This window comes from Thermosynechococcus sp. HY213, from assembly GCF_031460975.1.
Lineage (GTDB): Bacteria > Cyanobacteriota > Cyanobacteriia > Thermosynechococcales > Thermosynechococcaceae > Thermosynechococcus.
This window is the reverse complement of the sequence record NZ_JAVKVB010000011.1, coordinates 377,074-403,938: the sequence shown is the minus strand read 5'-3', so window position 1 is coordinate 403,938 and position 26,865 is coordinate 377,074. Positions and strand designations below refer to the sequence as shown.

The window sequence follows — 26,865 nt, the reverse complement described above, 5'->3', positions numbered from 1 at the left end:
CCAATCTTCTTAATAATTCGTTACATTAGAAACAACGTTCGCTAGGTGTGCTATGTACTTAGAATTTAAGGCCAGCCAATCTGTGCGCCTCAGTATTGCAACGCCCACGGCCCTTCTGCAGCACTACCTGCGCCAACCCCAGCGGCTGGTGTATGCCCTGACTGACCCAACACGGGTGGAATTTTTGGGTAGCGATCGCTTTCGCCTCAAGATGCGTCCCCTTAACTTTCTCATGGTCAGCTTGCAGCCCACGGTGGATCTGGCTGTCCATGCTAATAGCGATGGCTCTTTACAATTGCGCTCCCTCGGCTGTGAAATTCGCGGCGTGGACTACATTAATCGCCGCTTTCACCTTGCGCTCCAAGGCTATTTGTCTCCCCAAGCAACGGCAAACGGCACGGATTTGATTGGTCTAGCTGACTTGCAGGTGGGCGTGGATATTCCGCCGCCTTTGGATCTCACACCGCGCCCGATTCTCGAAGCCACCGGCAATGGCTTACTCAAGAGCGTTCTGTTAACGATTAAACAACGCCTCAGTCAACACCTTGTCGCCGATTATCAACGCTGGCTCACGGAAGTGGAAACCAATGGCAGTGGCGATTGGCTCACGCCTGTCCCTGTCAGTTCCAGCTAAAATTTCCCTACAGATAGACCTGCTTGGTGCTGAGTAATTGCCCAAGGCCAAAGAGTCCCCGCTGGCAACCCCTTGCAGCAGCACCAATGGCCAAGGCATCCAAGCGCTCTAGTTGGGGGGGACGATTGACAAAAACCAGGGGAGTTTGCACCTGCTGATAAAAGGCACGGCAGTCTTCGTAGCTGCTGGCAATAATCCCACTGGCGGCGCTGCCATACTGGTGAATCCAATGCACTGCGGCGGTGAGATCCTCTTCGTAGTGCCACGCCAAGCGTCGATCCAGATAGGGGAGTGGCCACTCACTGGCGTCCACGAGGGGAATTTCAGGATAGTTGCGGTGTAAGTGCTCATCCACCCCCTGCTTGTAGCCCGCTTGGGTGAGTTCATTGATCACAAATGCCAGATGGGAGGGATTGACATTACCGAGCACAATGACCTTTTCAATGGCAAGGGCGCGATCGGGATTGGCTTGGTGGCTGTGCTGAATACAGTTGAGGACACTCTCTGGCGACACCGAACCATCCCAAACCAGATAGGTATTCCCAAGGGAAAGAGAGACCAAGGGACAGCGAGCAGCAGCGCGTTGCTCGGCCACAAAGCGGGAGCGGCCATAGACAAGGGCGAGATCAACAGCGACGGGATCCGCAAGCCAACTGGTTGGACTCAGGGAGAGGGTTTGAATGGTGGCTTTGGGCAGACTGGTTTTACTGAGGGCGGCCTCGATGAGACTGGCGATCGCCCCAGCAGTATAGCGGCTACTTTCACCACTCCAGAGCACAAGGGCATTTCCCGTTTTGAGGGCCATGCCGGCCAACATCAGACTCAAAGTGGGTAGCCCTTCATAGACCAAGGCCACCACCCCCAAGGGAACGGCGTACTGAAACCGCTCGGGTCGCGTTGGCAACGGCTGATGCCACGGATCTGGCGCGTGGTAAAGGTGCTCTAACCACTGCCGAATGCGGTGGAGGCGCTCATGGGTCAGCCGCAGCCAGCCAAGAACAATCTGGGACACTGCTAAATCGCGACTGGATTCAAGGTCAAGGGTATTTTGCTCCAACAGGAGGGGTTCTGCTGCTTCTAACTCAGTGATTAATTGCCCTAAAGCTTCCTGACGCAGGGCATAGCTGGCTTGACTGAGGTGTGTACTGGCGACCCGCGCCCCCCTCAACGGCTCGGGCAACATAGCGGAACGTGGCTCAACGACGAGAGAGGGCAATCCACACTAAAAATGCGGGCATCAGTGCAATTAGCAGGGAGGCAATAATCCATAGCAGCCCTTCAGGTTTTAAGGACAATTGTAGAAGTAAGGGCAGCCAGAGGAGAATAGGCATCAATAAAAAGAAGCTCAGGCCAATCGCAAAATACCAATAGCTTTCTGAGAAGCCCCGCTGCAACTGATTCCACTGCAATCCTGTCCAATACCATGCGCGTTTGTAGGGATAGGTGGTGGCCAACTGCTCAATCGAATAGCCATCGGGACGGACGACAAAAATTTGCTGACAGCGCCGACAGCCAAAAGCTTCCGTGAGGGCGATCGGCATCAACTCCCCTTGGCGACGACAGGGACAGGGGTAACTTGCATCGAGATCCAGTTTGTGAGGTTTAATCGGAGCCACGGTGGCTGTCCAAAACGCAAACGACAGAAAATGATTCGATGGCGGGCGATCGCTCGCCTACTGATACAGCATACAAAGAGAATTCTGTTTTGCCTGTGACTTATACAATTTGTTAAAGATAGCCGCGAAAGGGGGATATTTCGATTTTTCTGCAATGAGAGAATGTAGGCTAGGATACAGTTCTGCTGCAACCCCTCCTGATCATGATTCCCCAAGATTTTCTCGACCAAATTAACCCCGATCGCTACATTGTTCCCGTGGGGGGGAAATTTCACTGGCAGGACTATGATCCTGCGGATACCGCTGGCCTCAAAAGCAAAGTCGAAGCCCAAGAACTCCTTGCCGCTGGCATTAAGAAGCTAGCCGCTTACCAAGATGTTCTCTATGCCCAGAATATCTATGCGCTGCTGATTATTTTCCAAGCGATGGATGCAGCGGGCAAAGACAGCACGATCAAACACGTCATGAGTGGCATTAACCCCCAAGGCTGTCAGGTGTATAGCTTTAAGGCACCGAGTGCCGAGGAGTTGGATCATGACTTTTTGTGGCGCGCCAACCGCGCATTGCCAGAGCGAGGCTGTATTGGTATTTTTAATCGCTCCTATTACGAAGAAGTTCTTGTGGTGCGGGTGCACCCAGAGTTGCTGAACCGTCAACAACTTCCCCCCGAAACCAAGACCAAGCACATCTGGAAAGAGCGCTTTGAGGACATTAATCACTACGAACGTTACTTAACCCGCAATGGTATTCTCATCCTCAAGTTTTTCCTGAATATCTCCAAAGCAGAGCAGAAAAAACGCTTTTTGGAGCGCATTAGTCGCCCGGAAAAAAACTGGAAATTTTCCATTGATGACGTGCGCGATCGCGCCCACTGGGATGACTATCGAGACGCCTATGCCGATGTCTTTCGCCACACCAGTACCGAATGGGCACCGTGGCACATTATTCCCGCCAATCGCAAGTGGTTTGCCCGCCTCATGGTGGCTCACTTCATTTATCAAAAGTTGGCGAGTTTGAACCTGCACTACCCAATTGTTAGTGAAGCCCACAAAGAGCAGTTACTGGAAGCCAAGGCATTACTGGAAAACGAACCTGACGACGAGGAATAACGGCTGCCACTGCCTCCCGAAATCGAGGAGCTTGGGAACATCCTTAGGCAGCTCCATCCCCTTGGGGAACCTCTTGCCATAGGGAGGTTGTTTCCCGCAGACTTTGGTAATCGCCATTGCCGAGAATTAAGTGGTCAAGCACCGGAATGCCCATAATTTGTCCCGCTTGCAGAATTTGTTTTGTCAAATCCAGATCCGCTTGACTGGGGACTAAACTTCCTGAGGGATGGTTGTGGGCAATGATCAGGCGGCTCGCATTGCGACGCACTGCTTCACGGAAAACTTCGCGGGGATGGACAAGGGTTTCTGTGGCGGTTCCCACCGTAATCACATGAGACCCCAATAGGCGATGGCGCACATCCAACAAGAGAACGGCAAAGCGTTCCGTCGGTTGCCACATGAGATCAGTACTGAGGACAGCAGCGGCAAGGGCAGGATTGTCAATGATCGTTTGCTCCCCCGGTCGCGACTGAAAGACCCGCTTCCCCAACTCCACAGCTGCCAGAATGGTCGTGGCTTTGGCGGGGCCAACACCAGGGATGGCCATCAATTCCTCTGGGGTAATGTCGCGTAAAAGGCTCACGGCATCGGTACTGTTACCACTGCGCTCCCCCAACTGTTTGAGGATAAATTGTCCTAAGCCCACGGCTGAGAGTTTGCCCGCCCCTTGACCAGTCCCCAGTAAAATCGCCAACAGTTCTGCGGAACTGAGATAGCGGGCACCTTGGCTGAGTAGCTTTTCACGGGGGCGATCGCCGACGGGCAGATCAGCAACACGGAGGGAGTAGGACATGACAGCAGCGATCAAGGGAATTGCTAAAAAGCATATCAAGATTTGCTTGTGGCAGCGTTGGGACTGATTTAGAGAAATTTGCAAGAAGTAGTTGACTTTTATTTGCAAATAGTTCAAACTACAGAAGGTAAAGAAACTGCTTTTCTCTGTTCAGCCTCAATGAACGTCTTGCGAATCTACTCCTAACTTTTCCTAGGGGGCAGGTGAGAGTTGCCTGTTCAGAAGTGCTGGGGGCGATCGCCCGATTGCCCTTGAATATCCTATAAATTGAGGCTTGCAGATACTTTGATCATGATTGAGGAGTGAACAATGGCGAGATCGATCGCGGTCTGGCTGGGGCTAGCTTTGGCTCCTGCTTGGGGAATGTCAGCGGCATTAGCTGGGAATCAGTTGCAAGACACACCCCATACGAGTGATGTGAGTGCCTCTAGATTTCTTGATGATGACTTGCAACAAGTGACTCATTCAGTAAAATCACCCTTGCAAGTGGCACAAGTGCCAGCAGTGGCGGACTTAGAGGCTCAAGCTCCCCGACTCCCTGCCCCCGCGCCGTCTTTGGGAATGCAGCGGACAATGCCGCAAGTAACCTCAGTGAATCAACTCTCGGATGTGCGCCCCACGGACTGGGCCTATCAAGCCTTGGCCTCACTGGTGGAGAAATATGGCTGTATTGCCGGTTATCCCGATGGCACCTTTCGCGGCAACCGTGCCGCCACACGCTTTGAGATGGCTGCAGCCTTGAATGCCTGCCTCGATGTAATTAGCGATCGCTTTGCCAGCAAGGAAGATCTGGCCACCCTTCAGCGGCTGGCGGAGGAGTTTAGTAGCGAATTAGCCGTGATCAAGGGACGGGTGACGAATCTGGAAGGCCGCGTTGCTAACCTTGAAGCGACTCGATTTGCCACCACTACTAAACTACGCGCTTCAGTCATCTTCAATGTGTCCGATGTCCTCACGGGCACCCGAGCCGTTGCCGCTCCCGGTCGTGGTCCCACCATCGAAGACAATCCCGTTGCTACCTACCGCGCTCGGCTGAACTTTGACACCAGCTTCTATGGCAAGGATGTCCTGCGGGTGCGCATTCAGGCGGCCAATATGCCCAGATACGACGGTGCTAATCTTACAAACACAAATATGGCGCGTCTTGGCTACGACACCAACACCGATGGGCAATTCCGAATCGACGACCTCTACTACCGCACCCCTCTGACCAAACGCCTGTTCCTTGCCTTTGACGCCGCAGCAGGAAACTTCGATAAGAATGTCTTCACCTTTAACCCCCTCTTGCAGTCTGCTGAAACGGGAGCCATTAGCCGGTTTGGTCGCTTTAACCCCCTCTATCGCTTCGGTGGCGGGGCTGGCTTAACACTGCGCTATACCCTCCTTGAAAATAAAGAGCGGGGCACTGGCCTAACCCTAAATCTGAGCTATCAGGCACCGAACGCAGCTAATCCAAATCAAAATACACCAAATACCAATGGTCTCTTCGGCGGTGCCTATGCCGCCTTGGCCCAACTCGACTGGCGACCTGCGAAGAACCTCGCCATGGGATTTACCTATGTGCGCTCCTTTGGTGTCGGTGTTGCTGGCGGAACAGGAAGCAGTGGGTTTAACGGCTCTGCTGCCAACCCCATCGGCATTAATAATAATCCCAATGCAGCCGCCGATAACTTTGGCTTTCAGTTTACCTACCGCCCCATTCAAAAATTCAACATTGCAGGCTGGGTCGGCTACTCCAATGTCTATCAGGTACAAGGCACAGGCCCACGGCGAGAAGCAGAAGTCTTAAACTGGGCCGCCACCTTTGCTGTACCGGACATCTGGCGCAAGGGCGATGTTCTCGGTTTGATTGTCGGCCAACCCCCACAAACCATTAGCGTTCGTAATGTAGGAGGTGCACCGCCTGCAACCTTTAACTCCTACCACATCGAGGGGTTGTACCGTATTCCGATCTCGCGGAATATTTCAATTACACCTGGCCTCATTGCCGTGGTCAATTCCAACAGCAACAGTAACAACGCGCCGCTGCTTCTGGGGGTTGTGCGAACGACATTTAGCTTCTAACGCCTTGCATCTTCCCTGCCCAATGGGGCGGGGTTTCACTTTAATCTTTAGGGGGTTAGGGCACTCTAAAAGGGCATCTGCTAAGGTAGGGGTACAGCCCTTTTCTGGGGCGCACAAAATAATTGCTAAGGTTGTTGAGTACTCACTTGGGAGCATTGCCCTATGTCCGAAGAACAAGTTTCGCCACCAGAGTCCCCGACTCCCGAACCTGAAACAGAAGCCGTCAGTCCAGAAGAGGTCACCGAAGCGGCAAAAGCTCTCCTTGCTGCTCTGCAACGGTTTGCCGCCGCTCAAATCAAAGCCCTACCAGCAGATGTACAAAAAGCCCTTGAAACGGCGATCGCAGAGCTGAAGTCGAATGCTGATACCGTCTCTAGCCATGTCAAGGATTTTGAGGAGCGACTCAAAGCGGCGTGGGAGGTGCTAACAGCAAAGAAAGAGTTGCCCAGTGGTGGTGATGGCGAGTCCTAGTCCGTTATTGCTTGAGCCATTCCCTTGGCAGGAGACCCTCCAGTGGCAACCCACACCCCAACAGCAGGAACAGTTCCAACGCTTCTATGGGGCAATCCTCGCAGCCAACCAAGGGATCAACTTGACGCGGATTACGGCAGTCCCTGATTTCTGGGAGAAGCACCTCTGGGATTCGTTGCGGGGGATTTTGCCATGGCTTCAGCCTACTGGGGGAACACCTTGGGGAACTAAGATTCAACAGGTCATTGATATTGGCAGTGGCGGTGGTTTTCCGGGGGTACCGGTGGCGATCGCCCGCCCCGATTGGTCAGTGACCCTCCTTGAAGCGACGCAAAAGAAAGTCAAGTTTTTGCAATCCCTACCGCAAACAGTTGATTTAGCGAACATTCACCCTGAATGGGGACGGGCGGAAACCCATGGCCGCCGCTATGATTTGGCGCTCATGCGAGCCGTGGGAAACCTTCGTCGTTGTTGTGCCTACGGTTTGCCCCTATTACGGTTGGGGGGCATTTTAGTCCTGTACCGGGGTCAGTGGAGCAAAGAGGATGCCCAAACCCTAGGAACCCTGCTGCCGCGATACCGTAGTCAACTCCTAGAGATTCAGGCCTTTACCACCCCCTTGAGCCATGCCCAGCGCCACTGCGTTTACCTTCAGCGTCAGGGTTGAATGAGTGATCTTGTCCTCGTGGGGACTCTTGATGTAAATAAATATGACAATTGATGGTTTGGAATTTTCGCCATACACATTTAGGGGGGGATCAGTTATACACAAATAGAGAGCAAACCAACAGATGTATTGAATTGATTGGTTGGGGCAATTTGGCAAGTTTCGGAGGAATGACCGTCAATGTTTAGCGATAATAATACAGGTTTTACAAACTGGCTCGCCGATCTCGTCAATGGAATCGGTCTGGCATGGTGGGTCAAGATAGACACGAAAACACCCCCCTGCACCTACTACTTTGGCCCTTTTTTGACCCAAGCTGAAGCAGAAAGGGAGAAGCAGGGCTACATTGACGACCTGAGGGCTGAAGGAGCAGAGGGCTTGGAAGTGACGGTGATGCGCTGCCGCCCTGAAAAGGTGACCATTGAGGTCGAAAAAAAGACGCGGGTGCCCCTTAGTGTCGGCACGACATAGTCACCTGAAAACTGGTTCTAAAACTCTCCCTTTGAGGGCAGTGCACTCTCTCAGTTTTCTCCTAAACAGCGCCACTGGATGCCAACCCCAACAGGGCTATGTTCAGCAAGATGACTAAGGCGGATGCGATTCTCTGGGCGATCGCCTTTATTACGGGGTGTGTTTTCAGTTTCTTTCAGTGGGGCTGGCTGGGGGTCTTGGCTCTAGGCGGGATGCTTTACAGCGGGCGGCGCTGGGGCGGCAAGATTTGGCTGCGCCTGCCTTCGAGTCAAAGTTTTGCGATCGCGACCCTCGTTGCCCTTTTGGCAATGGCCTATGTGTGGCTGCGCACCCCCCAGCCGGGGGTGAATGACATTAGCGGTTTAGTGCCGCGTCTTGAGGGGTTGAACCTACCGTCAACGGTGCTCGTCGAGGGGCGTGTTGAAACCACACCACTGCCTAATCGCGCTGGGCGACGACGCTTTTTCCTAGGGGTGGAGCGTTATCACAATCTCAGTCCAGTACCGGCCCAAAGTGGGGTGCTGCAAGGGAGAGCCAGTGGCCGCCTCTATGTGACACTGCCAGCAGCGGCAGGGGCAAAGCTACATCCCAGCCAACGGATCCAGATTTCGGGGCGGCTCTATCTACCTCGTGGGGGGGGCAGTGAGTTTTTTCGTGCCTTTAACTTTCGGCGACAGCTTCAGTTACAGCACACCTTTGCCGGCTTAGCAGGCAACAAGGTCACGATTTTGGATCAGGGATCACCTTGGGGGTTGTGGGCACTGCGGCAGCGGATTATTCAAGTCCATGCCCAAGGGTTGGGCGATCGCTATGGTGCGGTGGTCTCGGCAATGGTGCTGGGGAACCGCGCGGTGGCCATTCCCTTTGAGGTGCGCGACAGCTTTCGGCGCGTGGGGCTATCCCATGCTCTGGCGGCCTCGGGGTTTCATACGGCGATTTTGTTGGCGGTTGTCTTGGCGTTGACCCGTCCCTTGCCACAGCAGTGGCGCTATGGTTTGGGGGCTGGGGTCTTGGTGCTCTTTGCCTGTTTGAGTGGGTTTGCCCCCTCAGCAATTCGCGCTGTGTTGATGGGCTTGGCGGGGTTAGTGGCTTTGGTGAATGGTCAAAAGGGGCAACCCCTCGTGATCCTGCTGGCGATCGCCACTGCCATGCTGATCTACAATCCCCTGTGGATTGAGGACATTGGCTTTCAGTTAAGTTTTCTGGCCACATTGGGTCTCATTGTCAGTGCTCAACCGATTAGCGATCGCCTCGATTGGTTGCCAACACCCCTGCGCAACCTTGTCGCGGTGCCCCTCGCGGCCACCCTTTGGGTACTGCCCCTCTCTTTGGCAATCTTCGGTATTTTCCCGGTGTATGGTCTGCTGGCCAATGTCCTTGCCCATCTGCCCCTGGTTCTCTTGACGGTTGGCGGCTTCATCAGTGCAATGGTCGGCCTCCTCGTTCCGCCTGTGGGATCGGCGCTTGCTTGGCTCCTCTACTACCCCACAGCTTTCCTCCTGTGGCTGATTCAAACCATTGGCCAGTGGCCGGGGGCAACGATCGCCCTTGGGAGTCTGGGTTGGCTGCAAGTTGTTGTTCTCTACGGCCTGATTGTCCTTGTGTGGCTGAGTCCTCGCTGGCGGCGCCGCTGGTTTTTGCTGTTTACCTTTGGTGTCACTCTGGTTCTCGTGCCCTTTATTCTGCGCCAAAACACGCTGTTTCAAGCTACGGTTCTCGCCAATACACAGGTGCCGACACTGGTGATTCAGCAACCAGCGGGGACAGTGGTGATCAATGGGGGGGATTCCCAAGGGCTAACGGCTTTCTTGGCTCAAGAGGGCATTAACCGCATTGATTGGGCGGTGGCCAGCGATCGCCAGTACCGTCAACAACAGGGCTGGCGCGACATTCATCGGATCACCCCAATTCGCCAGTTTACGGATGTGCCAACGGCCAAGAGTGATCCTGCCTACCGGGAAATGTTGGCCACCCTCAAGGTGCCCCATCAATCGCTTCCCCTGCGGCAACCCGTTCAACTGGGTCAGGTGAAAATTACTGTCCTGCGGGCGGATCCGGCTATCTTGACCTTGGAGATGGGCAACAGTCAGTGGCTCTTTGTCAGTGATCCCAGTCGCGATGCCGCGCAAACCGATTGGCTGGCCGTGACGCCCGTGGAGCCACCGCAGGTTCTCTGGTGGTGGGGGCGAAAATTGACGCCACGCCTCTTTGAGATTGTCAAGCCACGCAGTGTCATTCTCAGTCGCAATGCCCTTGATCCGGCGATCGCCCGCTATCTAAAGGAGAAAGAAATTCCCTATTTTGTGGTCGGAGAAGCCGGGGAAGTGCGCTGGCAGGCAGATGGCTCCCTGAAGGCCAATGCCCCTCAAAACGATGGCTTGATTTAGGACTCGCTTTGGCGCAAGCGTAAATGTGCGGTTGCCAATGTTTCTTGGAGTACCTGCTGAATGCGCTGCGGATCGGGAGTTTTGCCCCCCATCACGTCGCCAAAATAGACACAGGCGGCTTCCCCCAAGGCCCAAGTATAGGCCGCCGCCCAAGAGGCAGAGAGCACCGATCCCAAACCTGGAATAAATTTAATCAACTGTTGCCCCACCAACCGCGCCACAAATCCGCCACCAATTGTGGTCAAGATGCCCGCGGCTTGGGAAGGCGAAAGGGTCTGACCGTACAACTGCCCCAGCAGCACCACCATCACCACCTGCACCCCCACAAGGACTGGCATCGTGGCAAAGGGCAAAGGCACTGCCGCCAAGGTTCCTGCCATCACTGCAAAGGGGGCAATGTAGCGCCGCCCCACCTGACGATAGAGGGGAGCTAGTTGATCACTGAGATGGGATTGGGCGATCAGCTCGCGGAGCAGTTGGGCTTCTGCTTTGGGCAGCACTGCCTCTAGGGTTGTAGCAAGGGCCTCAAAGCCATAAAAAACAGGGGTGTAGCCGTCTTCTTCCAACGTAAAGTCAAGGGGAATGACGCGATCGCTAATGTCAGCAAAGCGTTCCTTCAGGCCGGCGATCGCCAAGTTAACCTCAGGAGTGTCTGGCGGGTAGGGGGGATGGTTTTCTTGCTGGGGAGGATACAACTCGTGCAGACAGGTAATCGCCAGAATAAAGGGAATCTCTGGATGAGCCTTCTTCAGTGCCTTTGCCACTTGGTGCAGGCGATCGCCCGCAAAATCCGTTACCTTGACCGTCAAAATAATCACTCGTGCCCGTTGACTTTGCTGCAACAGGTGATCCAATTCCGCCACCACCTCAGCCGTTTGCGCTGGCGTTTCCCCCAAGCCCACTGTATCCGTGAAGGTGAGCAGTGGCAGTTCAGCTGTGGGATAGTCATAGCGCTGTGTTTGCCGCGTATGGGGACGAAACCCCGCCCCGACAATACTGGCATCGGCACCCGTCATTGCCCGCACAATCGAACTTTTCCCCGATTGAGGTTTGCCAATCAGCAAGACCTCCGTCGCCGGTAACTCCTGCCGTGCCCTAGCCAAGACCTCCGCCAGCGCCGTTGCATCCACCTGAAACCAGCGACTCAGGAACTGCCCATAGGAGCCTAAGAATTTAGGCTTGGGTTTCTCCACGGGCGTCGTCACCGTAGCTGGGGGATTCGCGGTAGATCGCATCCAGTTGGGCACGGGCATCCTCCACACTGAGAGAGCGCATCACCAACAGGGGCTCATCAATCACATGGCCATCGCTATCTAACAGTTCGGGATGGGTCACCCGTGGCGGTGAAAATTGGCGTTGTGATTCAATGCCGAGGGTCAACAAACTGCGAATCAGATTAGCCATGGCCAGTAGTGCCAAGACCGTAAAGGCAACAATATAGATCAACTGCAACATGAAGAGAGCACCTCCAAGCCAAGCGCCGAGAATGGTTTAAGCGTCACAAGATTTGGATAAGCGATAGTGGTGGGCAACCTGCCAGCACTCCATCAAGAGCGTATGCCACTGCATCAGTACCTGTGTATCAACCCCCACTTGGCCGTCCGTTGCCCGAAAGAGGCTTTGGGTAGCAATCACATCGCTGAGGGCCGTCTCCACCCGTTCAAGGAGTGCCTGCTGTTCCGCCACGTTCAAGAAGGGAATCACTTCTGTCTGCAAGAGCGATCGCGATCGCGTGAACCAGTACTGAAAATCTTCGAGTAGCGGCTCCAGCAAGACCTTAAGCAGTTGAGGTTCAGGTAAATTTGAGTGCAGCATAGAGATTGATGAGGGCGACCTACTTCTATCTTAAATCTTAAACTCGTTTACATATTGTTACATTGTTAATCTTTGACTGCATCTTTCCTCGGCGCGATCGTTTGGAAGGAATCAAAGAGACGGTGTACCCTAAAAAAAGACTCAAAAATACTGATCTTGTCCCCATTACATAGTGTGCGCAGGTATGGACATCCGCGACTTTTTTGCCCAAAGTGCTGGCCGCTGGTTTTCCCAACGTACCAGTCATCACTTGGCCTTTAAGCAAACTGAGTCAGGCAAGTCTCAGTTAACCATTGAATTACTGTCTGTGGATGATCCTGCGGTCATTGCCCTGTGTCAGCAATATGACATGGATCCGGCTTGGGCAGTGTGCGGTGCACGGGTCAGTTGGGACGGCACGATGGAATGGGATACCGAAAAGCACGAAGGCTCGACGGTATTGGTGCCGATCATGGATCAGGGGTCACGGATGGAAGGCAAGCTCCTGCGGGAAATGGGCTATGCCGAAAAAGCTCCTGTGGCCGGTCGCTTTAGTATGGGCAGTGATGGTGCTCTGACACTGATTACCGAATACGAAACCATGTACTCTGAGGAGCGACTCTGGTTTGCCAGTCCCAATTTACGCCTGCGCACCAGTATTCTCAAGCGCTTCGGTGGCTTTAGCATGGCCTCCTTTTGCTCAGAAATCCGCCTAGGGGTGACGCAACCCGCCAATTCCTGATGGTCTTTCTCCACGTTGCTATTAACGTCACGGATTTGCAGCGAGCTGCGGCCTTCTATGAAGGGTTGCTAGGTCTTACCCCCGTCGATCGCCCCCTGAAATTCCCCGGCCGCTGGTATCAAATCGGTACGGTGCAAATTCATCTCATCCCAGCAGAGCAGGTGGTCGATCGCTGTCAAGATCAGCGGTGGGGACGTAACCCCCACTTTGCCCTTGGCATAACTGATTTAGCCAGTCTCGAACAACGCCTAGTGGCAGCCCAAATTCCCTTGCAGCGCAGTGCCTCAGGACGAGCCGCAATCTTTGTCGCAGATCCTGATGGCAATCTGATTGAACTTAGCCAAGTGTCCTAGAGTACCAGCTTGGCCGTTCCCAAAAACTGAATGCCCGTTGGCTCAATGGCAAAACGATAGGGCAAAATTTCCACCCCTTGGTTGTAGGCGGCGCGTAAGAGTTGTCCATAGGTGGGATCGGCACTGTCTCCCGGCGCAAAGCGATCGCAATCACCGCGATTAATAAAGTAGAGCATACACACACGAGTGTCAGGTTGGGTTTGCCGTAGCCATTGCAGTTCCCGCAGATGCTTTTGACCTCGCATGGTCACCGTATCAGGAAACAGGGCTAACCCCCCTTGCGCCCAAGTGGTATTTTTCACCTCAACATAGGCAGGGGGCTGTTGGGGATGATCCGCCAAGTAAAAGTCAATGCGGCTGCGCTCTTGACCATAGGCCACCTCTCGCTGCTGAGTGCCGTACCCAGCTAGTTCCGGTAGGATGCCTGCCGCCAATGCGGAAGCAATCACCCGATTCGGCAAACTCGTATTTACCCCCACCCACGTGCCATCAACGAAAATCATTTCCCACGTATAGGCCAGCTTGCGCTTGGGATCTGCATGGTAGGAGACTTGAACGGGGGCACCCACTTGGCAGATTCCTGTCATCGGCCCTGTATTCGGGCAGTGGGCTGTGATGCGATCGCCAGAGGTCAACTCAATCTCCGCAAAAAATCGCTGATAGCGCCGACAGAGAATTCCTGCTTGGAGCGGTGGATAGTGCCAACACAATGTGGGAGTCACAGGCGACCCGTAGAAAGTGCAGGTCTCTATTCTACCCCCAAAAGTAAAATGCCAGCCCCCTTGGTGATATGGAAGCCAGCATTCTACGGAATATTAAAGGAGATTTAAGGTTAAGGTCTATATGGGCTGACCTCAATTGAATACCCCTATCATGGCATCACTTCTTGGCAGGGCTGGCTTCCCTAATCTTTTCTTTATATTTATGTTGCAAAGGTCTGATCTTTCGTTACATGTCTTAGAGTTTCGCAGTATTGTCCTGAAAACTCCCCTGTCCTCATCACAAGAAACGCCCCTAAATCCCGTAGTATTAAGATGTATGTCGCAAATCTTAAAAATTTCTGAGGTATGACCGCCGAAACCCCTGATGTTGCGCCCTTAGATCGGTTTGAGTGCCGTGCCTGCGGCTACATCTATGAACCCTCAAAGGGAGACGAAAATCGCTCGATTCCGCCGGGGACAGCCTTTGCTGATCTCCCCGTAAACTGGCGGTGTCCAGTGTGCAGTGCTCCGAAAAAGCAATTTAGCAACATTGGACCTGTGGGATCCCCCTCAGGCTTCAAGGAAAATCTGAACTACGGCTTGGGTGTGAATCGCCTCACCCCCGGCCAAAAAAATATCCTCATTTTTGGTGGTCTTGCCCTTGCCGTTCTTTTTCTACTGAGTTTCTATAATGTTCGCTAAACAAATTGACAGTTATTGGCAAAAAATGAAAGGAATCAAGTTCCTGCATTGGCTACTGGTGACCGTTGTCCTCTGGATGAGCCTGAGTACCTCTGCCCTTGCCATCCCCGCCTTGGACTACAACCCTTGGGAAGCCATCCAACTACCAACCACCTCAACCATTCTCGATATGAGCTTTATTGACCGTAATCACGGTTGGTTGGTGGGTGCCAATGCCACACTGATGGAAACTCGCGACGGTGGTCAAACTTGGGAACCCCGTACGCTGGTTTTAGATAATCCCGACTATCGCTTCAACAGCGTTAGCTTCCAAGGGAACGAGGGCTGGATTGTCGGTGAGCCACCCATTATGCTGCACACGACCGATGGTGGCCAATCTTGGAGTCAAATTCCCCTCAATCCCAAGCTCCCCGGCTCACCCCGCCTGATCAAAGCCCTCGGCAATGGCGCTGCAGAAATGATGACCGATGTAGGGGCCATTTACCGTACCCAAGATGGGGGCAGAAACTGGCAGGCCTTAGTTCAAGAAGCTATTGGTGTGATGCGCAACCTCAACCGTTCGCCCTCTGGTGAGTATGTGGCTGTCTCCTCGCGGGGGAGCTTTTACTCCACGTGGCAGCCGGGACAAACCGCTTGGCAACCCCACAATCGCACCACCTCGCGCCGTGTCCACAATATGGGCTTTACCCCGGATGGTCGGCTCTGGATGATTGTCAATGGCGGTAAAATTGCCTTCTCTGATCCAGACAATTCCGAAAACTGGGGAGAACTGCTGAGTCCCCTGCGTCGCAATAGTGTTGGCTTCCTTGATCTGGCCTATCGCACACCCAATGAAGTATGGCTAGCAGGGGGTGCTGGGGTACTGCTCTGTAGCCAAGATGGTGGCCAAACGTGGCAGCAGGATGTGGACGTGAAAAAAGTCCCCTCCAACTTTTATAAAATTCTCTTCTTTAGTCCTGATCAAGGGTTCATCATTGGCCAGAAGGGGATCTTGCTGCGGTATGTGACTGACTTGACGGCTGCTTCGGCGTAACGTAGAAAATAACTGCCGAGCATCTGGTAGAGTCTGGTTATGAACTCCAGCAGCACTTCATTCTCCCTCCATGAGGGTAGTAGTTTCTTACGCAATATCTGGTACTATGGCCTGCCAGCCGCTGACCTCAAGCCGGGTCGCTGCCAAGCCAAGGTGCTTTTAGGGGAGCCTATTCTCTTCTGCCGTACCACTTCAGGCAAGCCCTTTGCGCTGCGCAATCTCTGCCCTCACCGTGGCATTCCCCTACACTATGGTCACTTTGATGGGGAAGAGGTGGAGTGCCCCTACCACGGCTGGCGCTTCAATGCCCACGGCCACTGTACGCTGATTCCCTCCCTGACCAGTGATAGTGATGTGGATCTCAAGCACTTTGGTGTGTTGAGTTATCCCGTACGCGAGGTGCAGGGCAATCTCTGGATTTTTTTCCCAGCCAATGAGCGTGATGTCAGTGAACCGACCCTAGAGGTGCCCCTTGTGCCCGGATTTAGCGCCGAGACCCAACCTCAAGCGGTGCAAAAATTCATCTTTCCGGGACATTTGGATCAGGTGTTTATTAACTTTATGGATCCCTCCCATGCGCCCTTTGTCCATGGGGCGTGGTGGTGGCGCAAGCGGGGCAAGCTCTTTGAGAAGGCAAAAACCTTTGATCCGTCGCCCTATGGCTTTACCATGCGCCGCCATCCCCTGTTGCGCAAGTCGTGGGCACACCATATTTTAGGTGGCCATCCTGAGGTGGAAATTATCTATCGGCTGCCGGGGATTCGCATCGAAACCAACTATAGCGATCGCCACACCTTTTGTTTTCTGATTACCCTCACCCCCATTAACGATCAGGAGACTGAACTCACCGCCACCTACTACTGGACCTTTCCATGGCTCGCCCCCCTGAAACCCTTACTGGCTCCCTTAGCGCGGGAATTTCTCAACCAAGATTTGCGCATTGTGGCCAAGCAAAGCGAAGGCCTAAAGTACAAGCCACCGTTGACGCTTATCAAAGAGGCCGATTACCAAGCTAAATGGTATTACCAGCTTAAGCGGGAGTACGAGAAAGCCACCCAAGAGGGACGGGAATTTGTCAACCCCTTGAAAACCCAAGTCCTACGCTGGCGCTAAAGGCAGCAGCCCCTCTGGTACGATCAGAGGGTTAGATCCTTCACACTGGCTGTACCTATGCTCCTAGACCTATCGGGAAAACGCGCCCTTGTGACCGGCATTGCCAATAATCGCTCCATTGCTTGGGGGATTGCCCAACAGCTCCATGCAGCAGGTGCTGAACTGGCAGTGACGTATCTTCCCGACGAGCGGGGAAAGCTGAAGCAAAAGGTCGAGGAACTGACAGCCCCCCTTGCCCCCAAGTTGCTCCTGCCGCTAGATGTGCAGCAACCTCAACAAATTGACGAGACCTTTGCGGCGATTCAATCCACATGGGGTGGCTTAGATATTTTGATTCATTGCTTGGCCTTTGCCCAAAAAGAAGATCTCAGTGGTGACTTTTCCGCCGTCTCCCTTGAAGGCTTTAATCTCGCTCTCGACATCAGTGCCTACTCCCTGATCTCTCTCAGCCGTGCCGCTAAACCATTGATGACCAACGGCGGGTCAATCATTACCCTGACTTATTTGGGGGGTGTACGGGTTGTGCCGAACTACAATGTCATGGGGATTGCCAAGGCAGCCCTAGAAATGAATGTGCGCTACCTCGCGGCAGAATTGGGGCCTCAGAAGATCCGTGTCAATGGTATCTCCGCTGGTCCAATTCGCACCTTGGCTTCCTCAGCAGTGGGGGGCATTCTCGACATGATTCACCATGTGGAAGCCACAGCTCCGTTGCGGCGCACGGTGACCCAAACAGAGGTGGGCAACACAGCAGCCTTTCTTGCCAGCGATCTAGCCAGTGGCATCACTGGTCAAATTCTTTATGTGGACGCCGGTTACTGCATCATGGGCATGTAAATAAAAGCCATGCGCTAGAGTAGAGTCAGCGAGTTATTGACGAGGCAAAGCATGGGTTTACTTGATCGTGTCGGCATGGTGATTCGCTCTAATCTCAATGCCATTGTCAGTGCTGCTGAAGATCCAGAAAAAATCCTTGAGCAAACAATTATTGACATGAACGAGGACTTGGTGAAGTTGCGCCAAGCCGTTGCTCAAGCCATTGCTGCTCAGAAACGACTAGAGCAGCAGTACGCCCAAAATCTTAAGGATTCCCAACAGTGGGAAGAGCGGGCACGTCTTGCCCTCAGTAGAGGAGATGAAGCCCTCGCGTTGGAAGCCTTGAACCGTAAGAAAACTGCTGCAGATACCGCTGCCGCCCTTAAAGCCCAAGTGGATCAAATGGCAGTCCAAGTAAAAACCCTTAAGGACAACTTGACCGCCCTTGAAAGCAAAATTTCTGAGGCGAAAACGAAGAAGGAAATGCTCAAAGCGCGTGTCCGGGCAGCCAAAGCCTCTGAGCAGATTCATCAAGCAGTCAGCAAGGTGGGTACCTCCAATGCGATGGCGGCATTTGAGCGTATGGAAGATAAAGTCCTGCAAATGGAAGCCCGCTCCCAAGCGATCGCTGAACTGAGTGGCGATACTCTCGAAAGTAAATTCCAAGCGCTCCAAAGCAGCGCCAACAAACAAGATGTGGAATTTGAACTGCTAGAAATGAAGCGGCAAATGGGCTTATTGCCCGATGCCCCCTCTGCGGGGACACTCCCCCAGACCTCCAGTGGCAGCAGTCAGTTAAATATTAATATCAACGTCTCTACCCCCGAAGTGCAGGACGCGCCACGCCCCAGTGCATCCTCTCAAAGTAAATCTATTGATGACGATATGGCAGAACTCCGCCGCCTACTGGATAGTTAACTCAAATGGGTCGCCTGGGATTCGAACCCAAGACCAATCGGTTAAAAGCCGAGTGCTCTACCGCTGAGCTAGCGACCCACGCTGTTTCGCAGCTTTTCCAGTATAGAGAAAACCACCTTGAAAGACAAGGGGTTAGGGGCAAAGCCAGTGGGGAAATTCACAAAATTGTTCTTGGCTGAGGAGATGGATGCGCGGATGTGCCTCGGCTTGGGCGCGATCGCCAGCAGTGGTATAGCCCCATGTCGCCAAGAAGAGTTCTGTTTCCCCTAGCGCCGGTGTAGCCGCAACCTGTAACAGTGCCCCAAGGCGATCCTCAACAAACCACAGGGGAGCGCCATAGGTTGACTGCAGCGCCTCAAGAATCACAGGCTTTGGCTGCCGTTGCTCTTTGCCATAGATCGCCTCTGGGGGAAAGGAAATGCCCGCTTGCTCCAGCAAATAGGTAACAAAGCGCTGCTCCTTGGTGGTGACAATGGCGAGGGGTTGACCTTGGGCTTGCCAGCGTTGTAAAGCGGCTATGACACCGTCATAAAAGTCATGGAGTGCTAGCCAGCTTTGCCAGTCCGTTGCAATCCAGCGATCGCGCAGGCCGTCCACTCGTTCTCCCAAATCGGTGGCAGTGAGATGGTAGGTAGCAAGTAGGCGATCGCGCACCTTTGGCCAGTTTTGGAGAATCTCTTGAGTAGAGGTGCCTTCAACAATTGCTCGCAACAGGAGTGGCATTTCCCAACCCACCGTAATCACAGGGCGCAATTGACCAAATTGCCTTTCTAGTTCCTCTAGGGAAAGCGCAAGGGGCTGCTCAGGCCCCACCTGCTGATACACCTGCCAACTGGTTTGAAAATATTCCCGCAGGCCATTGCAGAGGACGCCATCAAAATCTAAGGCCAGTAATGAGGGTAATATTTGTGACATTGCTGTCTAAAACCTAACTGGGGCGGGAGGATTCGAACCCCCGAATGGCGGGACCAAAACCCGCTGCCTTACCGCTTGGCGACACCCCATTGCGTTGCTTTGTTAGCATAGCAAGTTTGGCTTGGTTTGTTCAAGGGATGGACTGATTTTTTTTCGTGCCTAAATGCTGTAATACAGGGGAAAGGACTTTGCCTCCCGTGGCTTAATAAAGACCTGCTGTTGGGGTTCAAGGCGCAGCTCGTCAAATCGCTCTCGCGATAGGTGTGCCATCAATTCCTGCCCATCGTCTAGGCGCAGTTCCACCTGAATTTCCCAACCCAAGTGAATGATGCGGTGAATGCGAGCTGGGACGGTGTTACCATTGGGACTTGTCTCAATAATGATGTCGCGCGGGCGCAGAAAAATATCGCAGTGGGGGGCTGTGTCTTCGGTGGGCTGAAAAACACGGGAGCGCACGACGTTCACAGGGCCAATAAAGCTCATCACAAAGGGGCTAGCGGGATGGTCGTAAATTTCCGCGGGGGTACCCACCTGCTCCACTTGACCTTTGTTCATGACCACGATTTGATCGGCCACTTCCATGGCTTCCTCTTGGTCATGGGTCACGAAGACCGTTGTCACATGGACATCATCGTGGAGGTGGCGTAGCCATGCTCGCAGTTCCTTACGTACCTTGGCATCGAGGGCACCAAAGGGTTCATCCAGCAATAGCACCTTGGGTTCTACGGCAAGGGCACGGGCAAGAGCCACCCGCTGGCGTTGTCCGCCAGAGAGCTGAGAGGGGTAGCGATCGCCCAAGCCAGCCAACTGCACCAACTCGAGCAACTCCTCAACCCGAGCTTTGATCTTGGCACGGGGCACCTTGCGCAGCTCTAGGCCAAAGGCGATATTTTGGCGCACAGTCATGTGCTTAAAAAGGGCATAGTGCTGAAAGACGAAGCCAATATTACGCTCTTGGACACTTTGATAGGTGGCGTCCTTGCCCGTGAGCAGAATCCGGCCAGTGTCGGGCATCTCTAAACCCGCAATCAGCCGCAGTAAGGTTGATTTGCCAGAACCCGAAGGCCCCAACAGCGCCACCAAAGAGCCACTGGCAATATCCAAATCCACCTGCTTGACCGCTTGAAAGGAGCCAAAGGACTTAGAAACGTTTTCAATAGTGATGCCCATAGCACTGCCAGCAATACTCTAGTTTCTCTATAAGATTACCGTAGTTTTGAAGCCCTGTGTCTTTGCCCACAGGGCAAACGCATACTCAGACAATGGCATGGCAACGCACCACCTGTGCCAACCGCTCTACCCCACCGTCAAGACTGAGTAGAATACAGGTGCCGTGGATTGCCCTTGAGGCTCAAAACATATAGCTATTCCAATAAAGAATGAGACATTATCCAGCACAATACTTGCGAATCACCTCATCAATCGAACTGTTTGACCCTGCATACCCCCTCTCATCGATAGACACCACCGTTTCCTCCCCATGGCTCTCTACCCATGTGTTGAGCTGCTGTTGATACGCTTGTCGCTCTTCTTCACACCCTTCTTGGTAACGTATCTGTTTTTTTTCGGGTGATGCCCATCTGGGCGAGGGCATAACTAATGGTGGAAACTTGGACGCCAAATCGCTGGGCACGGTCGATTAAACGGTCATCGGGATGGGCAGCAACATCCGCTGCTAAGGCCGCCCAATCCAGCTTCCAAGGACGACGGGGGACAACCGTGGGCGCTAAGTCGTCTCGCTTCAGCCAGCGATGGATAGTGGCGCGGCTCACCTGAAAGATTTGAGTTGCTTCACTGATTTTGCCACCTTGCTGGATATAGGAGACAACCCGCTCTCGTCAGTCCAAGCTATAGCTCATGTTCTTGAGTAAGATTCATGACGCTTTGAGTATAGCCTATCCCTCTTGAAAATATCTCACTCCCTTTCGAAATTAATAGGAGCTGATGCAGGTGGTGTGTTCACCTGTTGCTTGAGGCCATCTATTTTTCGCTGAATACTGGAAATAGCAAAAAAGGGGAGTAACGGGATTGACCCCAAAAAGCCGATAACTAAGCAGCTAAAGACCACATCTTGCCACTCGTGTAGAATACCGTTCGCCACCAAAAATAGGGGAATAGCAGTTACACCAAGATACAGAAGAATAAATAGCCCCTGCAAAATCCTTGGCCAGACCCAGTTCCCTAGAGAAATGCCAACCACGATGACAATAATGCCCAGAACCGCCATTTCCCACTCGGTTAGGGTGTCAATATTACGCAAACTCTGAAGCAAAGCATCAAAACTTGGCAAGTCTGGCAACACAGCAATCACTCCAAATCAAAGGGCTACAAAATTTTCCTAGGCACTAGCATACACTCAAGTAAAATGGGGTCAATCAACATTACAAAAATATTTTTGAGACTGCCTTCGATGGCGATCGCATCCCATCAACGATGATCCTGACGCTTGGGGGTGCCAATCTTTAGATTAACTTTTGTTGCGTAGTTAAAATTCTCTGTTCATAAGTCCTGTAAGTGGTGTAAGATTGACAGTGTCCCTCTAACGGCTGCAATTGTGAATTCGCCGCACACCTTCACATTAGGCTTGCGTAAGCTTGGCCTACAAGTCATGACTGAGTGCTCTCCAAATTCATAATTAGCAATTTGTAGGGTTCACTCTAGCAATTAAAATACTGATGAACTGTTGGGAGAAGAGTCTTATGCATCACCCCTGTTTTCTGAGGCTAAAGCTCTACCCAATAAGTTTATTTTTGACTGCTGCCAGTGGTCTATTGCCACTCCTAACGGCTCAGCGCGCCCATGCTCAAACTTCACCTCAAACCAGTAACATCAACGTTCAGGCGACGGTGAAGGCAGCCTGTGTGATTAAGGGTGTTCAGGATATTAACTTTGGCACCTATGATCCCCTCGGTACCCACTACACCCAAGCGCTAGATGCCCAAGGTCAGGTGAGTGTGCAATGCTTACCGGGCACCCAAGCAACCATTCGGCTGAATCAGGGGAGTTATCCTGCTGCTTTGTCCAGTTGTCTTGTACCGCTGCGGCGTATGGCTTCTGGCTCCGCTCGCCTTCCTTATTTTTTGTATCGGGATAGTTCTTACTCCCCTCTTGACATTTGGGGCTGTAACTTCCTGAATGATGTGGACTACAGTGCGACCAATGCTAGCGTCAAAGACATTATCGTGTACGGTCGCATCCCATCGGGTCAAGCTCTTGCACTTTTAGGGACTCTGAATCAACTGACACCGGGTACTTATATCGATACGGTTCAGATTATTGTTTCTTTCTAAAGGAAAGATAAAACCTCCGTGAAATCACGGTAGGCAAGGGGGGGATGCTGTAGTATTGTTACTGCTAGTATGTGTTGCAAGCTCACCGCGAGTTATCCCTAAAGGTTTGCTACATTCAGTATTAGAGTAACATCAAAAATTGGGGTCTAAACTTTTTGCTGTTCTCATAAGGGGGTTTGACGATGACTTTCTCATTCCTGCTCAAACGGATTCTTCTCGGTCTATTTCTTACTGCGGCGGGGGGCGTACTGCCTCTGTTAATGGCACAGGCTGCCAAAGCCCAAACTTCGCCCCAAACCACAAATATCCAAATTCAAGCAAAAGTCAACCCAGCCTGCAAAATTACGGGTACTCAAAATATCAACTTTGGTACCTATGATCCATTGGGTGCCCACGCAACAACGCCCTTGGATGCCCAAGGTGAAGTGAGTGTCAAGTGCTTACCTAAGACTCAAGCGACTATTAAGCTGGACGAAGGAAGCAACGCTTCATCGAGCTCTTCTTGTACTGCTCCTCTGCGCCAGATGGCCAATGCGGATGCTCGTCTTCCCTATGGATTATACAAAGATGCTGCGAGAAGTGAAGTTTGGGGCTGTGATCTCAGTAATGCTGTCGAGTACACAGCACCCAATGCATCTCCTGCAAACTTCCCCATCTACGGTCGGATTCTCGCAGCAGATAACTTACCGTCCGGTACTCTAGATCAGCTAAAACCCGGTGCCTATATTGATACGGTTCAAGTCACTGTCTCGTTCTAGCGTGCGCTTTCTATTGGGGTGGCGGTTTGCCCTGCTGGCCACAGTCATTGCCCTTGGCATGGCTTCAAGGGTGGGAGCACAATCCTCGGAGTTTTATCTGAATGCGGTGCAGGTGTTTCTCTCACCGCGTCAGCGAACGGCATTGTTGACCCTGACCAATACGGGGCAGGTGCCGATTAACTTTGAGATTAGTGTCCGCCGCTGGCAGCAAACCGCCGATGGCCAAGAGGAGCTAACGGAAAGCGATGGCAATGTCGTGGCTTTCCCTGTCTTGCTGTCGGTACCGCCAGGAGAACAGCGGACTTTACGGGTTGGGGTACGGCAACCGGCAACCACTGAAGAGCAAACCTATCGCCTCCTAGTGACAGAATTGCCCCCAGCCAATGTGCCAGAAACCCAAGGGGCTGCCATTCGCATTATCAAGACCTTTAGCCTGCCCGTTTTTGTCCAACCTGCCAATATCCAGCGCCAAGGCGAAATTTTGAATGGTCGGGTTGAAGGGGGCAAATTAAGTTTTGTACTCCGCAATCGTGGTAATGTTCACATTCAAACCCTTGGCATAACCGTACAGGGGCTGAATGAGCGGGGGACGGTTGTTTTCGAGCGGACGCTAGATTCTGTGTATGTTTTGGCCGATCGCGATCGCCCCTTTAGGAATATTCCTCTACCACAAACCAACTGTGCCCAAGTGCGCCAAGTCAAATTACAGTCTGTGGGCACCAACCCCTCCCTTACAACTGAAATTTCTACTCCCAACGGCGTTTGCGTTTAGTAGCCTCCTGATGGCTGCTCCAGTCTCTGCCCAAGCAGAAGTCTCTGCCATTTATACCCTTGAGGTGAATCGCGTTACCAAGGGGGATGTGATTGTTTTGGTGCGTGGCGATGATGTGCTCATCCCTTTGCAGGATCTAGTGAATGCCGGTCTGAGGGAGATTGGCGGTCGCCGCGAAATCATCCAAGGCATTGAGCACGTCTCCTTGCAGTCGTTGGCACCGCAGATGACATTCCAGCGGGATGATGCCAACTTAGTGCTACGGTTACAGGTGGGAGCAGCCCAACTGCCACAAACGGTCATTGACTTTAAACCGAGTAATGAACCGCCGGGGATTCGCTATAGCCAACCCTTAAGTGCCTACCTGAACTATGGTGTTTTTTGGAATAACTTTGAACAACTGACGGCTGCCAGTGAAGTGGCGATTAGCTTTGGTGGCAATGCCCTCACCTCAACGCTGGGGTTGACTGCCGATGGCAACCTGCAACGGGGACTCACCGCTTTTAGATTGGATCATCGGCGCCATCTCACAACTTTGACCCTAGGGGATGCGTTTATCAGCAGTGACCTGTTGGGCGGGGGTGGCCTTTGGGGGGGCATTGTTTGGGAACGCAACTTTGGCCTTAGCCCTTACCTGATTCGCCAACCCGCCTTTGACTTTCGGGGTGAGGTAACCACCCCCAGCAGCGCAGAAATTTACCTGAATAACTTGCTGATTCGACAGGTGACGTTACCGCCGGGGCCGTTTATTCTCAAAAATTTGCCCGCCTTTGGGGGCTTTAATCGCTTGCGAATTGTGATAAAGGATGCTGAGGGCAATCAACAGGTCTTTAGCCGTAATTTTGTCCAGTCGTTTACGTTATTGCGCCCTGGGCTATCGGAGTTTATTGTGGCTGCCGGTGCCGAGCGGGAAAATTTTGGCACGGAGAATTTCAGCTACGGAGATCAGGTGCAATTTTTGGCGGCCTATCGGCAGGGCATTTTGAATAACTTGACCCTAGGGGCACGTCTAGAAGGCAATGGCGATCTTTTGAATGCGGGCTTGAACCTGAGTACGGCGATTCCCATTGGCACGCTGGATGTGGCGGCGGCGGTGAGTACCACTGAGGGAAAATTGGGGAGTGGGATTGCTGTTGGCTACAACTATCCGGGGCGGTGGCTGGCCTTTGGTGGTGGGGTGCGCCTCCTCAGTGGCAACTATGTCAATACTGGCTTGGGTTTGGGGGACGATCGCCCGCAGTTAGAGGGCTTTGCCAATGCCACTCTGAATCTGGGGTCGCGGGTAACAATCAGTGGTCAGTACTTTTTTACCAATCCCCGCGATCAAGTGGTGCGGCAACAGGCAACGATTCTCGCTCAAGTGCAACTCCGCCGCAATCTCAGTCTATACCTGCAAGGTTCGCGCTTCCTTTCTGGCAGTGATCAGCCAGTGAACCAAATCAGTGTTACGTTTAACTACTTTCTGAACAATGCAGTGACACTTAACACTGGCTGGCTGCAACAGGGAAATCAGGGGGTTCCTTTCCTCAACGTCTCGCGATCGCTCCCGGTGGGCGTCGGCTATGGCTATCAGGGACAGGTGCTTCAGGCCAATGAGCGGGTCTTTGTCAGTGGCACATTTTCTTACAATGCCCCTTGGAGCCGCTACCAAATTGGCTACGCGCAGGCAGGGGATACAGGACAGGCGCAAGTGGTGGTGGAAGGGGGATTCGTCACAATTGGCGGTGAAGTTTTTGCCACGCGACCGGTGCAGGGAAGTTTTGTTTTGGTAGATGTGCCCAATGTGGGGGGTGTGCGCACCTACTTAAGCAATCAGGAAATTGGTCGCACGAATCGTCGCGGTAAAATTTTGATTCCAGACTTGCTGCCCTACTACGGCAATGCCTTGCGGATCGAGGATCAGGATATTCCCATTGATTTTGCCATTGGCCGCACCGAGCTACTGATTGCACCGCCTTTTCGTGGGGGAGCGATCGCCCGCTTTGATGTCCGCCCCAGTCGCAACTATGTCGGACGAGTGGTGATTTTGCGGGGCAGTGAGCGAATCATTCCCAATTTGGGACAACTCACCCTAGAACGCAACAAGGAAACAATCCTATCGCCCCTCTCGCCAAGGGGAGAATTTTACTTTGATACCCTAGAAGCAGGAACCTACACTGCTGAAGTGACCTACGAGCAACTGCGCTGTACGTTCCAACTGACACTGCCACCCAGTGACGATCTCTTTACTGATGTAGGGGAAGTCTCATGTTCGTTGCCCGACTCGCCACGATAGGATGCATCACTGGCTTCAGTTGCCTTGGGTATTGGGCAGCCGCACAGGCTCAGGGGACGGGTTGTCAGTTTCAAAGTGTGACCGGTTTGAACTTTGGGAGCTATGATCCTTTTTCGCCCATTCCTCTAGATACCACTGGTCAAGTCCAATTTGTCTGTGTGGGGGGTGGGGCTGGTAGCTTTAATAACCGCCCCGTAACGGTTCAACTAAGCCAAGGGGGCAGCAATAGTTTTACACCGCGACAAATGAGCAGTGGGAGCGATCGCCTGAACTATAACCTCTATCTTGATGCTAATCGCAGTATCATTTGGGGCGATGGCACAGGGGGCACACAGCAACGGGGGCCTTTTATTCCCGGCAACAATGTCCTCAATACACTGACGATCTACGGTCGCATTCCTGCCCAGCAGTGGGTTGCCCCCGGCCTCTACACCGACTCACTGCGGGTGACGATTATTTTTTGATGTTTTA

Annotated in this window: 29 protein-coding genes, 2 tRNA genes and 1 pseudogene; 19 read left to right on the top strand and 13 right to left on the bottom strand. The window is 52.9% G+C overall.

Annotated features, from left to right (window positions below):
• Positions 1-52: 52 nt before the first annotated feature.
• Positions 53-634: a DUF1997 domain-containing protein gene (locus RHK62_RS07470; RefSeq protein ID WP_206200212.1), complete on the top strand. Its 582-nt coding sequence runs from the start codon at positions 53-55 to the stop codon at positions 632-634.
• Between the two features lie 7 nt (positions 635-641).
• On the opposite strand, the gene RHK62_RS07465 is transcribed toward RHK62_RS07470, so the two are convergent.
• On the bottom strand, positions 642-1,817 hold the full coding sequence (locus tag RHK62_RS07465; protein ID WP_310453512.1) for a hypothetical protein: 1,176 nt from the start codon (positions 1,815-1,817) through the stop codon (positions 642-644).
• Between the two features lie 13 nt (positions 1,818-1,830).
• Positions 1,831-2,250 (bottom strand): hypothetical protein, encoded by a 420-nt coding sequence (locus tag RHK62_RS07460; RefSeq protein ID WP_286625107.1) that lies wholly within the window; start codon positions 2,248-2,250, stop codon positions 1,831-1,833.
• Between the two features lie 203 nt (positions 2,251-2,453).
• Here RHK62_RS07460 and RHK62_RS07455 point away from each other — a divergent pair, with 203 nt between their 5' ends.
• On the top strand, positions 2,454-3,359 hold the full coding sequence (locus tag RHK62_RS07455; protein ID WP_206200209.1) for a polyphosphate kinase 2 family protein: 906 nt from the start codon (positions 2,454-2,456) through the stop codon (positions 3,357-3,359).
• A gap of 43 nt (positions 3,360-3,402) precedes the next feature.
• On the opposite strand, the gene radC is transcribed toward RHK62_RS07455, so the two are convergent.
• Positions 3,403-4,152, bottom strand: coding sequence for a DNA repair protein RadC (gene radC / locus RHK62_RS07450; protein ID WP_206200208.1), 750 nt, complete (start codon positions 4,150-4,152; stop codon positions 3,403-3,405).
• Positions 4,153-4,461: 309 nt separating this feature from the next.
• On the opposite strand from radC, the gene RHK62_RS07445 reads away from it, so the two are divergent.
• From RHK62_RS07445 to RHK62_RS07425, 5 genes are all read left to right on the top strand, one after another.
• Positions 4,462-6,216, top strand: coding sequence for an iron uptake porin (locus RHK62_RS07445; protein ID WP_310453511.1), 1,755 nt, complete (start codon positions 4,462-4,464; stop codon positions 6,214-6,216).
• A gap of 162 nt (positions 6,217-6,378) precedes the next feature.
• Positions 6,379-6,687 (top strand): hypothetical protein, encoded by a 309-nt coding sequence (locus RHK62_RS07440; RefSeq protein ID WP_206200207.1) that lies wholly within the window; start codon positions 6,379-6,381, stop codon positions 6,685-6,687.
• Positions 6,674-7,354: a 16S rRNA (guanine(527)-N(7))-methyltransferase RsmG gene (gene rsmG, locus RHK62_RS07435; protein ID WP_255521457.1), complete on the top strand. Its 681-nt coding sequence runs from the start codon at positions 6,674-6,676 to the stop codon at positions 7,352-7,354. Before RHK62_RS07440 ends, rsmG begins: the two co-directional genes overlap by 14 nt.
• A gap of 180 nt (positions 7,355-7,534) precedes the next feature.
• Positions 7,535-7,825, top strand: a complete 291-nt coding sequence (locus tag RHK62_RS07430; protein WP_206200206.1) for a DUF1816 domain-containing protein — start codon at positions 7,535-7,537, stop codon at positions 7,823-7,825.
• Between the two features lie 110 nt (positions 7,826-7,935).
• Positions 7,936-10,212, top strand: a complete 2,277-nt coding sequence (locus tag RHK62_RS07425) for a ComEC/Rec2 family competence protein (protein ID WP_310453510.1) — start codon at positions 7,936-7,938, stop codon at positions 10,210-10,212.
• On the opposite strand, the gene RHK62_RS07420 is transcribed toward RHK62_RS07425, so the two are convergent.
• The 3 genes from RHK62_RS07420 to RHK62_RS07410 are packed head-to-tail and all read right to left on the bottom strand — an operon-like array spanning position 10,209 to position 12,027.
• Positions 10,209-11,417 carry a GTPase family protein gene (locus tag RHK62_RS07420; RefSeq protein ID WP_225901573.1) on the bottom strand — a complete coding sequence of 403 codons (1,209 nt, stop codon included), beginning with the start codon at positions 11,415-11,417 and terminating at the stop codon, positions 10,209-10,211. The genes RHK62_RS07425 and RHK62_RS07420 overlap by 4 nt on opposite strands.
• Complete coding sequence (locus tag RHK62_RS07415) at positions 11,386-11,667, bottom strand: DUF2973 domain-containing protein (RefSeq protein WP_149819439.1); 282 nt, start codon at positions 11,665-11,667, stop codon at positions 11,386-11,388. The genes RHK62_RS07420 and RHK62_RS07415 overlap by 32 nt, the downstream gene beginning before the upstream one ends.
• Positions 11,668-11,703: 36 nt before the next feature.
• The gene (locus RHK62_RS07410) at positions 11,704-12,027 is read right to left on the bottom strand and encodes a DUF2605 domain-containing protein (protein ID WP_206200203.1); all 324 of its coding nucleotides are present in this window, start codon (positions 12,025-12,027) and stop codon (positions 11,704-11,706) included.
• Positions 12,028-12,211: 184 nt separating this feature from the next.
• On the opposite strand from RHK62_RS07410, the gene RHK62_RS07405 reads away from it, so the two are divergent.
• Together RHK62_RS07405 and RHK62_RS07400 are read left to right on the top strand one after the other, a co-directional pair.
• The gene (locus RHK62_RS07405; RefSeq protein ID WP_206200202.1) at positions 12,212-12,748 is read left to right on the top strand and encodes a phycobiliprotein lyase; all 537 of its coding nucleotides are present in this window, start codon (positions 12,212-12,214) and stop codon (positions 12,746-12,748) included.
• Positions 12,748-13,101 carry a VOC family protein gene (locus RHK62_RS07400; RefSeq protein WP_206200201.1) on the top strand — a complete coding sequence of 118 codons (354 nt, stop codon included), beginning with the start codon at positions 12,748-12,750 and terminating at the stop codon, positions 13,099-13,101. Before RHK62_RS07405 ends, RHK62_RS07400 begins: the two co-directional genes overlap by 1 nt.
• Here RHK62_RS07400 and sfsA read toward each other — a convergent pair.
• Entirely contained in the window at positions 13,098-13,823 is a 726-nt protein-coding gene (gene sfsA, locus RHK62_RS07395; RefSeq protein WP_149819431.1) for a DNA/RNA nuclease SfsA, read from the bottom strand. The genes RHK62_RS07400 and sfsA overlap by 4 nt on opposite strands.
• Before the next feature lie 345 nt (positions 13,824-14,168).
• Between sfsA and RHK62_RS07390 the strand changes: the two genes are divergently transcribed.
• The 5 genes from RHK62_RS07390 to RHK62_RS07370 are packed head-to-tail and all read left to right on the top strand — an operon-like array spanning position 14,169 to position 18,384.
• Complete coding sequence (locus RHK62_RS07390) at positions 14,169-14,504, top strand: rubredoxin (protein ID WP_149819429.1); 336 nt, start codon at positions 14,169-14,171, stop codon at positions 14,502-14,504.
• Positions 14,505-14,529: 25 nt separating this feature from the next.
• Entirely contained in the window at positions 14,530-15,537 is a 1,008-nt protein-coding gene (locus RHK62_RS07385; RefSeq protein ID WP_302679201.1) for a photosynthesis system II assembly factor Ycf48, read from the top strand.
• Between the two features lie 39 nt (positions 15,538-15,576).
• Positions 15,577-16,650 carry an aromatic ring-hydroxylating dioxygenase subunit alpha gene (locus RHK62_RS07380; RefSeq protein ID WP_149819425.1) on the top strand — a complete coding sequence of 358 codons (1,074 nt, stop codon included), beginning with the start codon at positions 15,577-15,579 and terminating at the stop codon, positions 16,648-16,650.
• A 57-nt stretch (positions 16,651-16,707) separates the two neighbouring features.
• On the top strand, positions 16,708-17,487 hold the full coding sequence (fabI, locus tag RHK62_RS07375) for an enoyl-ACP reductase FabI (protein ID WP_206200197.1): 780 nt from the start codon (positions 16,708-16,710) through the stop codon (positions 17,485-17,487).
• A gap of 51 nt (positions 17,488-17,538) precedes the next feature.
• Positions 17,539-18,384, top strand: coding sequence for a PspA/IM30 family protein (locus tag RHK62_RS07370; RefSeq protein ID WP_206200196.1), 846 nt, complete (start codon positions 17,539-17,541; stop codon positions 18,382-18,384).
• 6 nt (positions 18,385-18,390) lie between these two features.
• Here the strand turns inward: RHK62_RS07370 and RHK62_RS07365 are convergent.
• From RHK62_RS07365 to RHK62_RS07340, 6 genes and pseudogenes are all read right to left on the bottom strand, one after another.
• A tRNA-Lys gene (locus tag RHK62_RS07365) sits at positions 18,391-18,462 on the bottom strand.
• 54 nt (positions 18,463-18,516) lie between these two features.
• Positions 18,517-19,299 carry an HAD family hydrolase gene (locus RHK62_RS07360; RefSeq protein WP_310453509.1) on the bottom strand — a complete coding sequence of 261 codons (783 nt, stop codon included), beginning with the start codon at positions 19,297-19,299 and terminating at the stop codon, positions 18,517-18,519.
• 17 nt (positions 19,300-19,316) lie between these two features.
• Positions 19,317-19,388: transfer RNA gene (locus tag RHK62_RS07355), tRNA-Gln, on the bottom strand.
• Positions 19,389-19,458: 70 nt separating this feature from the next.
• Positions 19,459-20,469 (bottom strand): sulfate/molybdate ABC transporter ATP-binding protein, encoded by a 1,011-nt coding sequence (locus tag RHK62_RS07350; RefSeq protein WP_206200194.1) that lies wholly within the window; start codon positions 20,467-20,469, stop codon positions 19,459-19,461.
• Between the two features lie 362 nt (positions 20,470-20,831).
• Positions 20,832-21,125: pseudogene (locus RHK62_RS07345) on the bottom strand (IS630 transposase-related protein); the annotation flags it as partial.
• 89 nt (positions 21,126-21,214) lie between these two features.
• Positions 21,215-21,601 (bottom strand): hypothetical protein, encoded by a 387-nt coding sequence (locus tag RHK62_RS07340; protein WP_302678312.1) that lies wholly within the window; start codon positions 21,599-21,601, stop codon positions 21,215-21,217.
• 448 nt (positions 21,602-22,049) lie between these two features.
• Here RHK62_RS07340 and RHK62_RS07335 point away from each other — a divergent pair, with 448 nt between their 5' ends.
• From RHK62_RS07335 to RHK62_RS07315, 5 genes are all read left to right on the top strand, one after another.
• On the top strand, positions 22,050-22,589 hold the full coding sequence (locus RHK62_RS07335) for a spore coat U domain-containing protein (protein ID WP_206200193.1): 540 nt from the start codon (positions 22,050-22,052) through the stop codon (positions 22,587-22,589).
• A gap of 182 nt (positions 22,590-22,771) precedes the next feature.
• The gene (locus RHK62_RS07330; RefSeq protein WP_310453508.1) at positions 22,772-23,347 is read left to right on the top strand and encodes a spore coat U domain-containing protein; all 576 of its coding nucleotides are present in this window, start codon (positions 22,772-22,774) and stop codon (positions 23,345-23,347) included.
• A gap of 1 nt (position 23,348) precedes the next feature.
• Positions 23,349-24,119 (top strand): molecular chaperone, encoded by a 771-nt coding sequence (locus RHK62_RS07325; protein ID WP_206200191.1) that lies wholly within the window; start codon positions 23,349-23,351, stop codon positions 24,117-24,119.
• Positions 24,120-24,129: 10 nt separating this feature from the next.
• Positions 24,130-26,394, top strand: a complete 2,265-nt coding sequence (locus RHK62_RS07320) for a fimbria/pilus outer membrane usher protein (RefSeq protein WP_310453507.1) — start codon at positions 24,130-24,132, stop codon at positions 26,392-26,394.
• On the top strand, positions 26,367-26,858 hold the full coding sequence (locus RHK62_RS07315) for a spore coat U domain-containing protein (RefSeq protein WP_310453506.1): 492 nt from the start codon (positions 26,367-26,369) through the stop codon (positions 26,856-26,858). Before RHK62_RS07320 ends, RHK62_RS07315 begins: the two co-directional genes overlap by 28 nt.
• The last annotated feature ends 7 nt before the right edge of the window (positions 26,859-26,865 follow it).

Bases quoted from the DNA above. Each gene is read 5' to 3' on its own strand.
- RHK62_RS07470 (WP_206200212.1), top strand. From the start codon at position 53: ATGTACTTAGAATTTAAGGCCAGCCAATCTGTGCGCCTCAGTATTGCA.
- RHK62_RS07465 (WP_310453512.1), bottom strand. From the start codon at position 1,817: ATGTTGCCCGAGCCGTTGAGGGGGGCGCGGGTCGCCAGTACACACCTC.
- RHK62_RS07455 (WP_206200209.1), top strand. From the start codon at position 2,454: ATGATTCCCCAAGATTTTCTCGACCAAATTAACCCCGATCGCTACATT.
- radC (WP_206200208.1), bottom strand. From the start codon at position 4,152: ATGTCCTACTCCCTCCGTGTTGCTGATCTGCCCGTCGGCGATCGCCCC.
- RHK62_RS07445 (WP_310453511.1), top strand. From the start codon at position 4,462: ATGGCGAGATCGATCGCGGTCTGGCTGGGGCTAGCTTTGGCTCCTGCT.
- RHK62_RS07440 (WP_206200207.1), top strand. From the start codon at position 6,379: ATGTCCGAAGAACAAGTTTCGCCACCAGAGTCCCCGACTCCCGAACCT.
- rsmG (WP_255521457.1), top strand. From the start codon at position 6,674: ATGGCGAGTCCTAGTCCGTTATTGCTTGAGCCATTCCCTTGGCAGGAG.
- RHK62_RS07430 (WP_206200206.1), top strand. From the start codon at position 7,535: ATGTTTAGCGATAATAATACAGGTTTTACAAACTGGCTCGCCGATCTC.
- RHK62_RS07425 (WP_310453510.1), top strand. From the start codon at position 7,936: ATGACTAAGGCGGATGCGATTCTCTGGGCGATCGCCTTTATTACGGGG.
- RHK62_RS07415 (WP_149819439.1), bottom strand. From the start codon at position 11,667: ATGTTGCAGTTGATCTATATTGTTGCCTTTACGGTCTTGGCACTACTG.
- RHK62_RS07410 (WP_206200203.1), bottom strand. From the start codon at position 12,027: ATGCTGCACTCAAATTTACCTGAACCTCAACTGCTTAAGGTCTTGCTG.
- RHK62_RS07405 (WP_206200202.1), top strand. From the start codon at position 12,212: ATGGACATCCGCGACTTTTTTGCCCAAAGTGCTGGCCGCTGGTTTTCC.
- RHK62_RS07400 (WP_206200201.1), top strand. From the start codon at position 12,748: ATGGTCTTTCTCCACGTTGCTATTAACGTCACGGATTTGCAGCGAGCT.
- RHK62_RS07390 (WP_149819429.1), top strand. From the start codon at position 14,169: ATGACCGCCGAAACCCCTGATGTTGCGCCCTTAGATCGGTTTGAGTGC.
- RHK62_RS07385 (WP_302679201.1), top strand. From the start codon at position 14,530: ATGAAAGGAATCAAGTTCCTGCATTGGCTACTGGTGACCGTTGTCCTC.
- RHK62_RS07380 (WP_149819425.1), top strand. From the start codon at position 15,577: ATGAACTCCAGCAGCACTTCATTCTCCCTCCATGAGGGTAGTAGTTTC.
- fabI (WP_206200197.1), top strand. From the start codon at position 16,708: ATGCTCCTAGACCTATCGGGAAAACGCGCCCTTGTGACCGGCATTGCC.
- RHK62_RS07370 (WP_206200196.1), top strand. From the start codon at position 17,539: ATGGGTTTACTTGATCGTGTCGGCATGGTGATTCGCTCTAATCTCAAT.
- RHK62_RS07360 (WP_310453509.1), bottom strand. From the start codon at position 19,299: ATGTCACAAATATTACCCTCATTACTGGCCTTAGATTTTGATGGCGTC.
- RHK62_RS07350 (WP_206200194.1), bottom strand. From the start codon at position 20,469: ATGGGCATCACTATTGAAAACGTTTCTAAGTCCTTTGGCTCCTTTCAA.
- RHK62_RS07330 (WP_310453508.1), top strand. From the start codon at position 22,772: ATGACTTTCTCATTCCTGCTCAAACGGATTCTTCTCGGTCTATTTCTT.
- RHK62_RS07320 (WP_310453507.1), top strand. From the start codon at position 24,130: ATGGCTGCTCCAGTCTCTGCCCAAGCAGAAGTCTCTGCCATTTATACC.
- RHK62_RS07315 (WP_310453506.1), top strand. From the start codon at position 26,367: ATGTTCGTTGCCCGACTCGCCACGATAGGATGCATCACTGGCTTCAGT.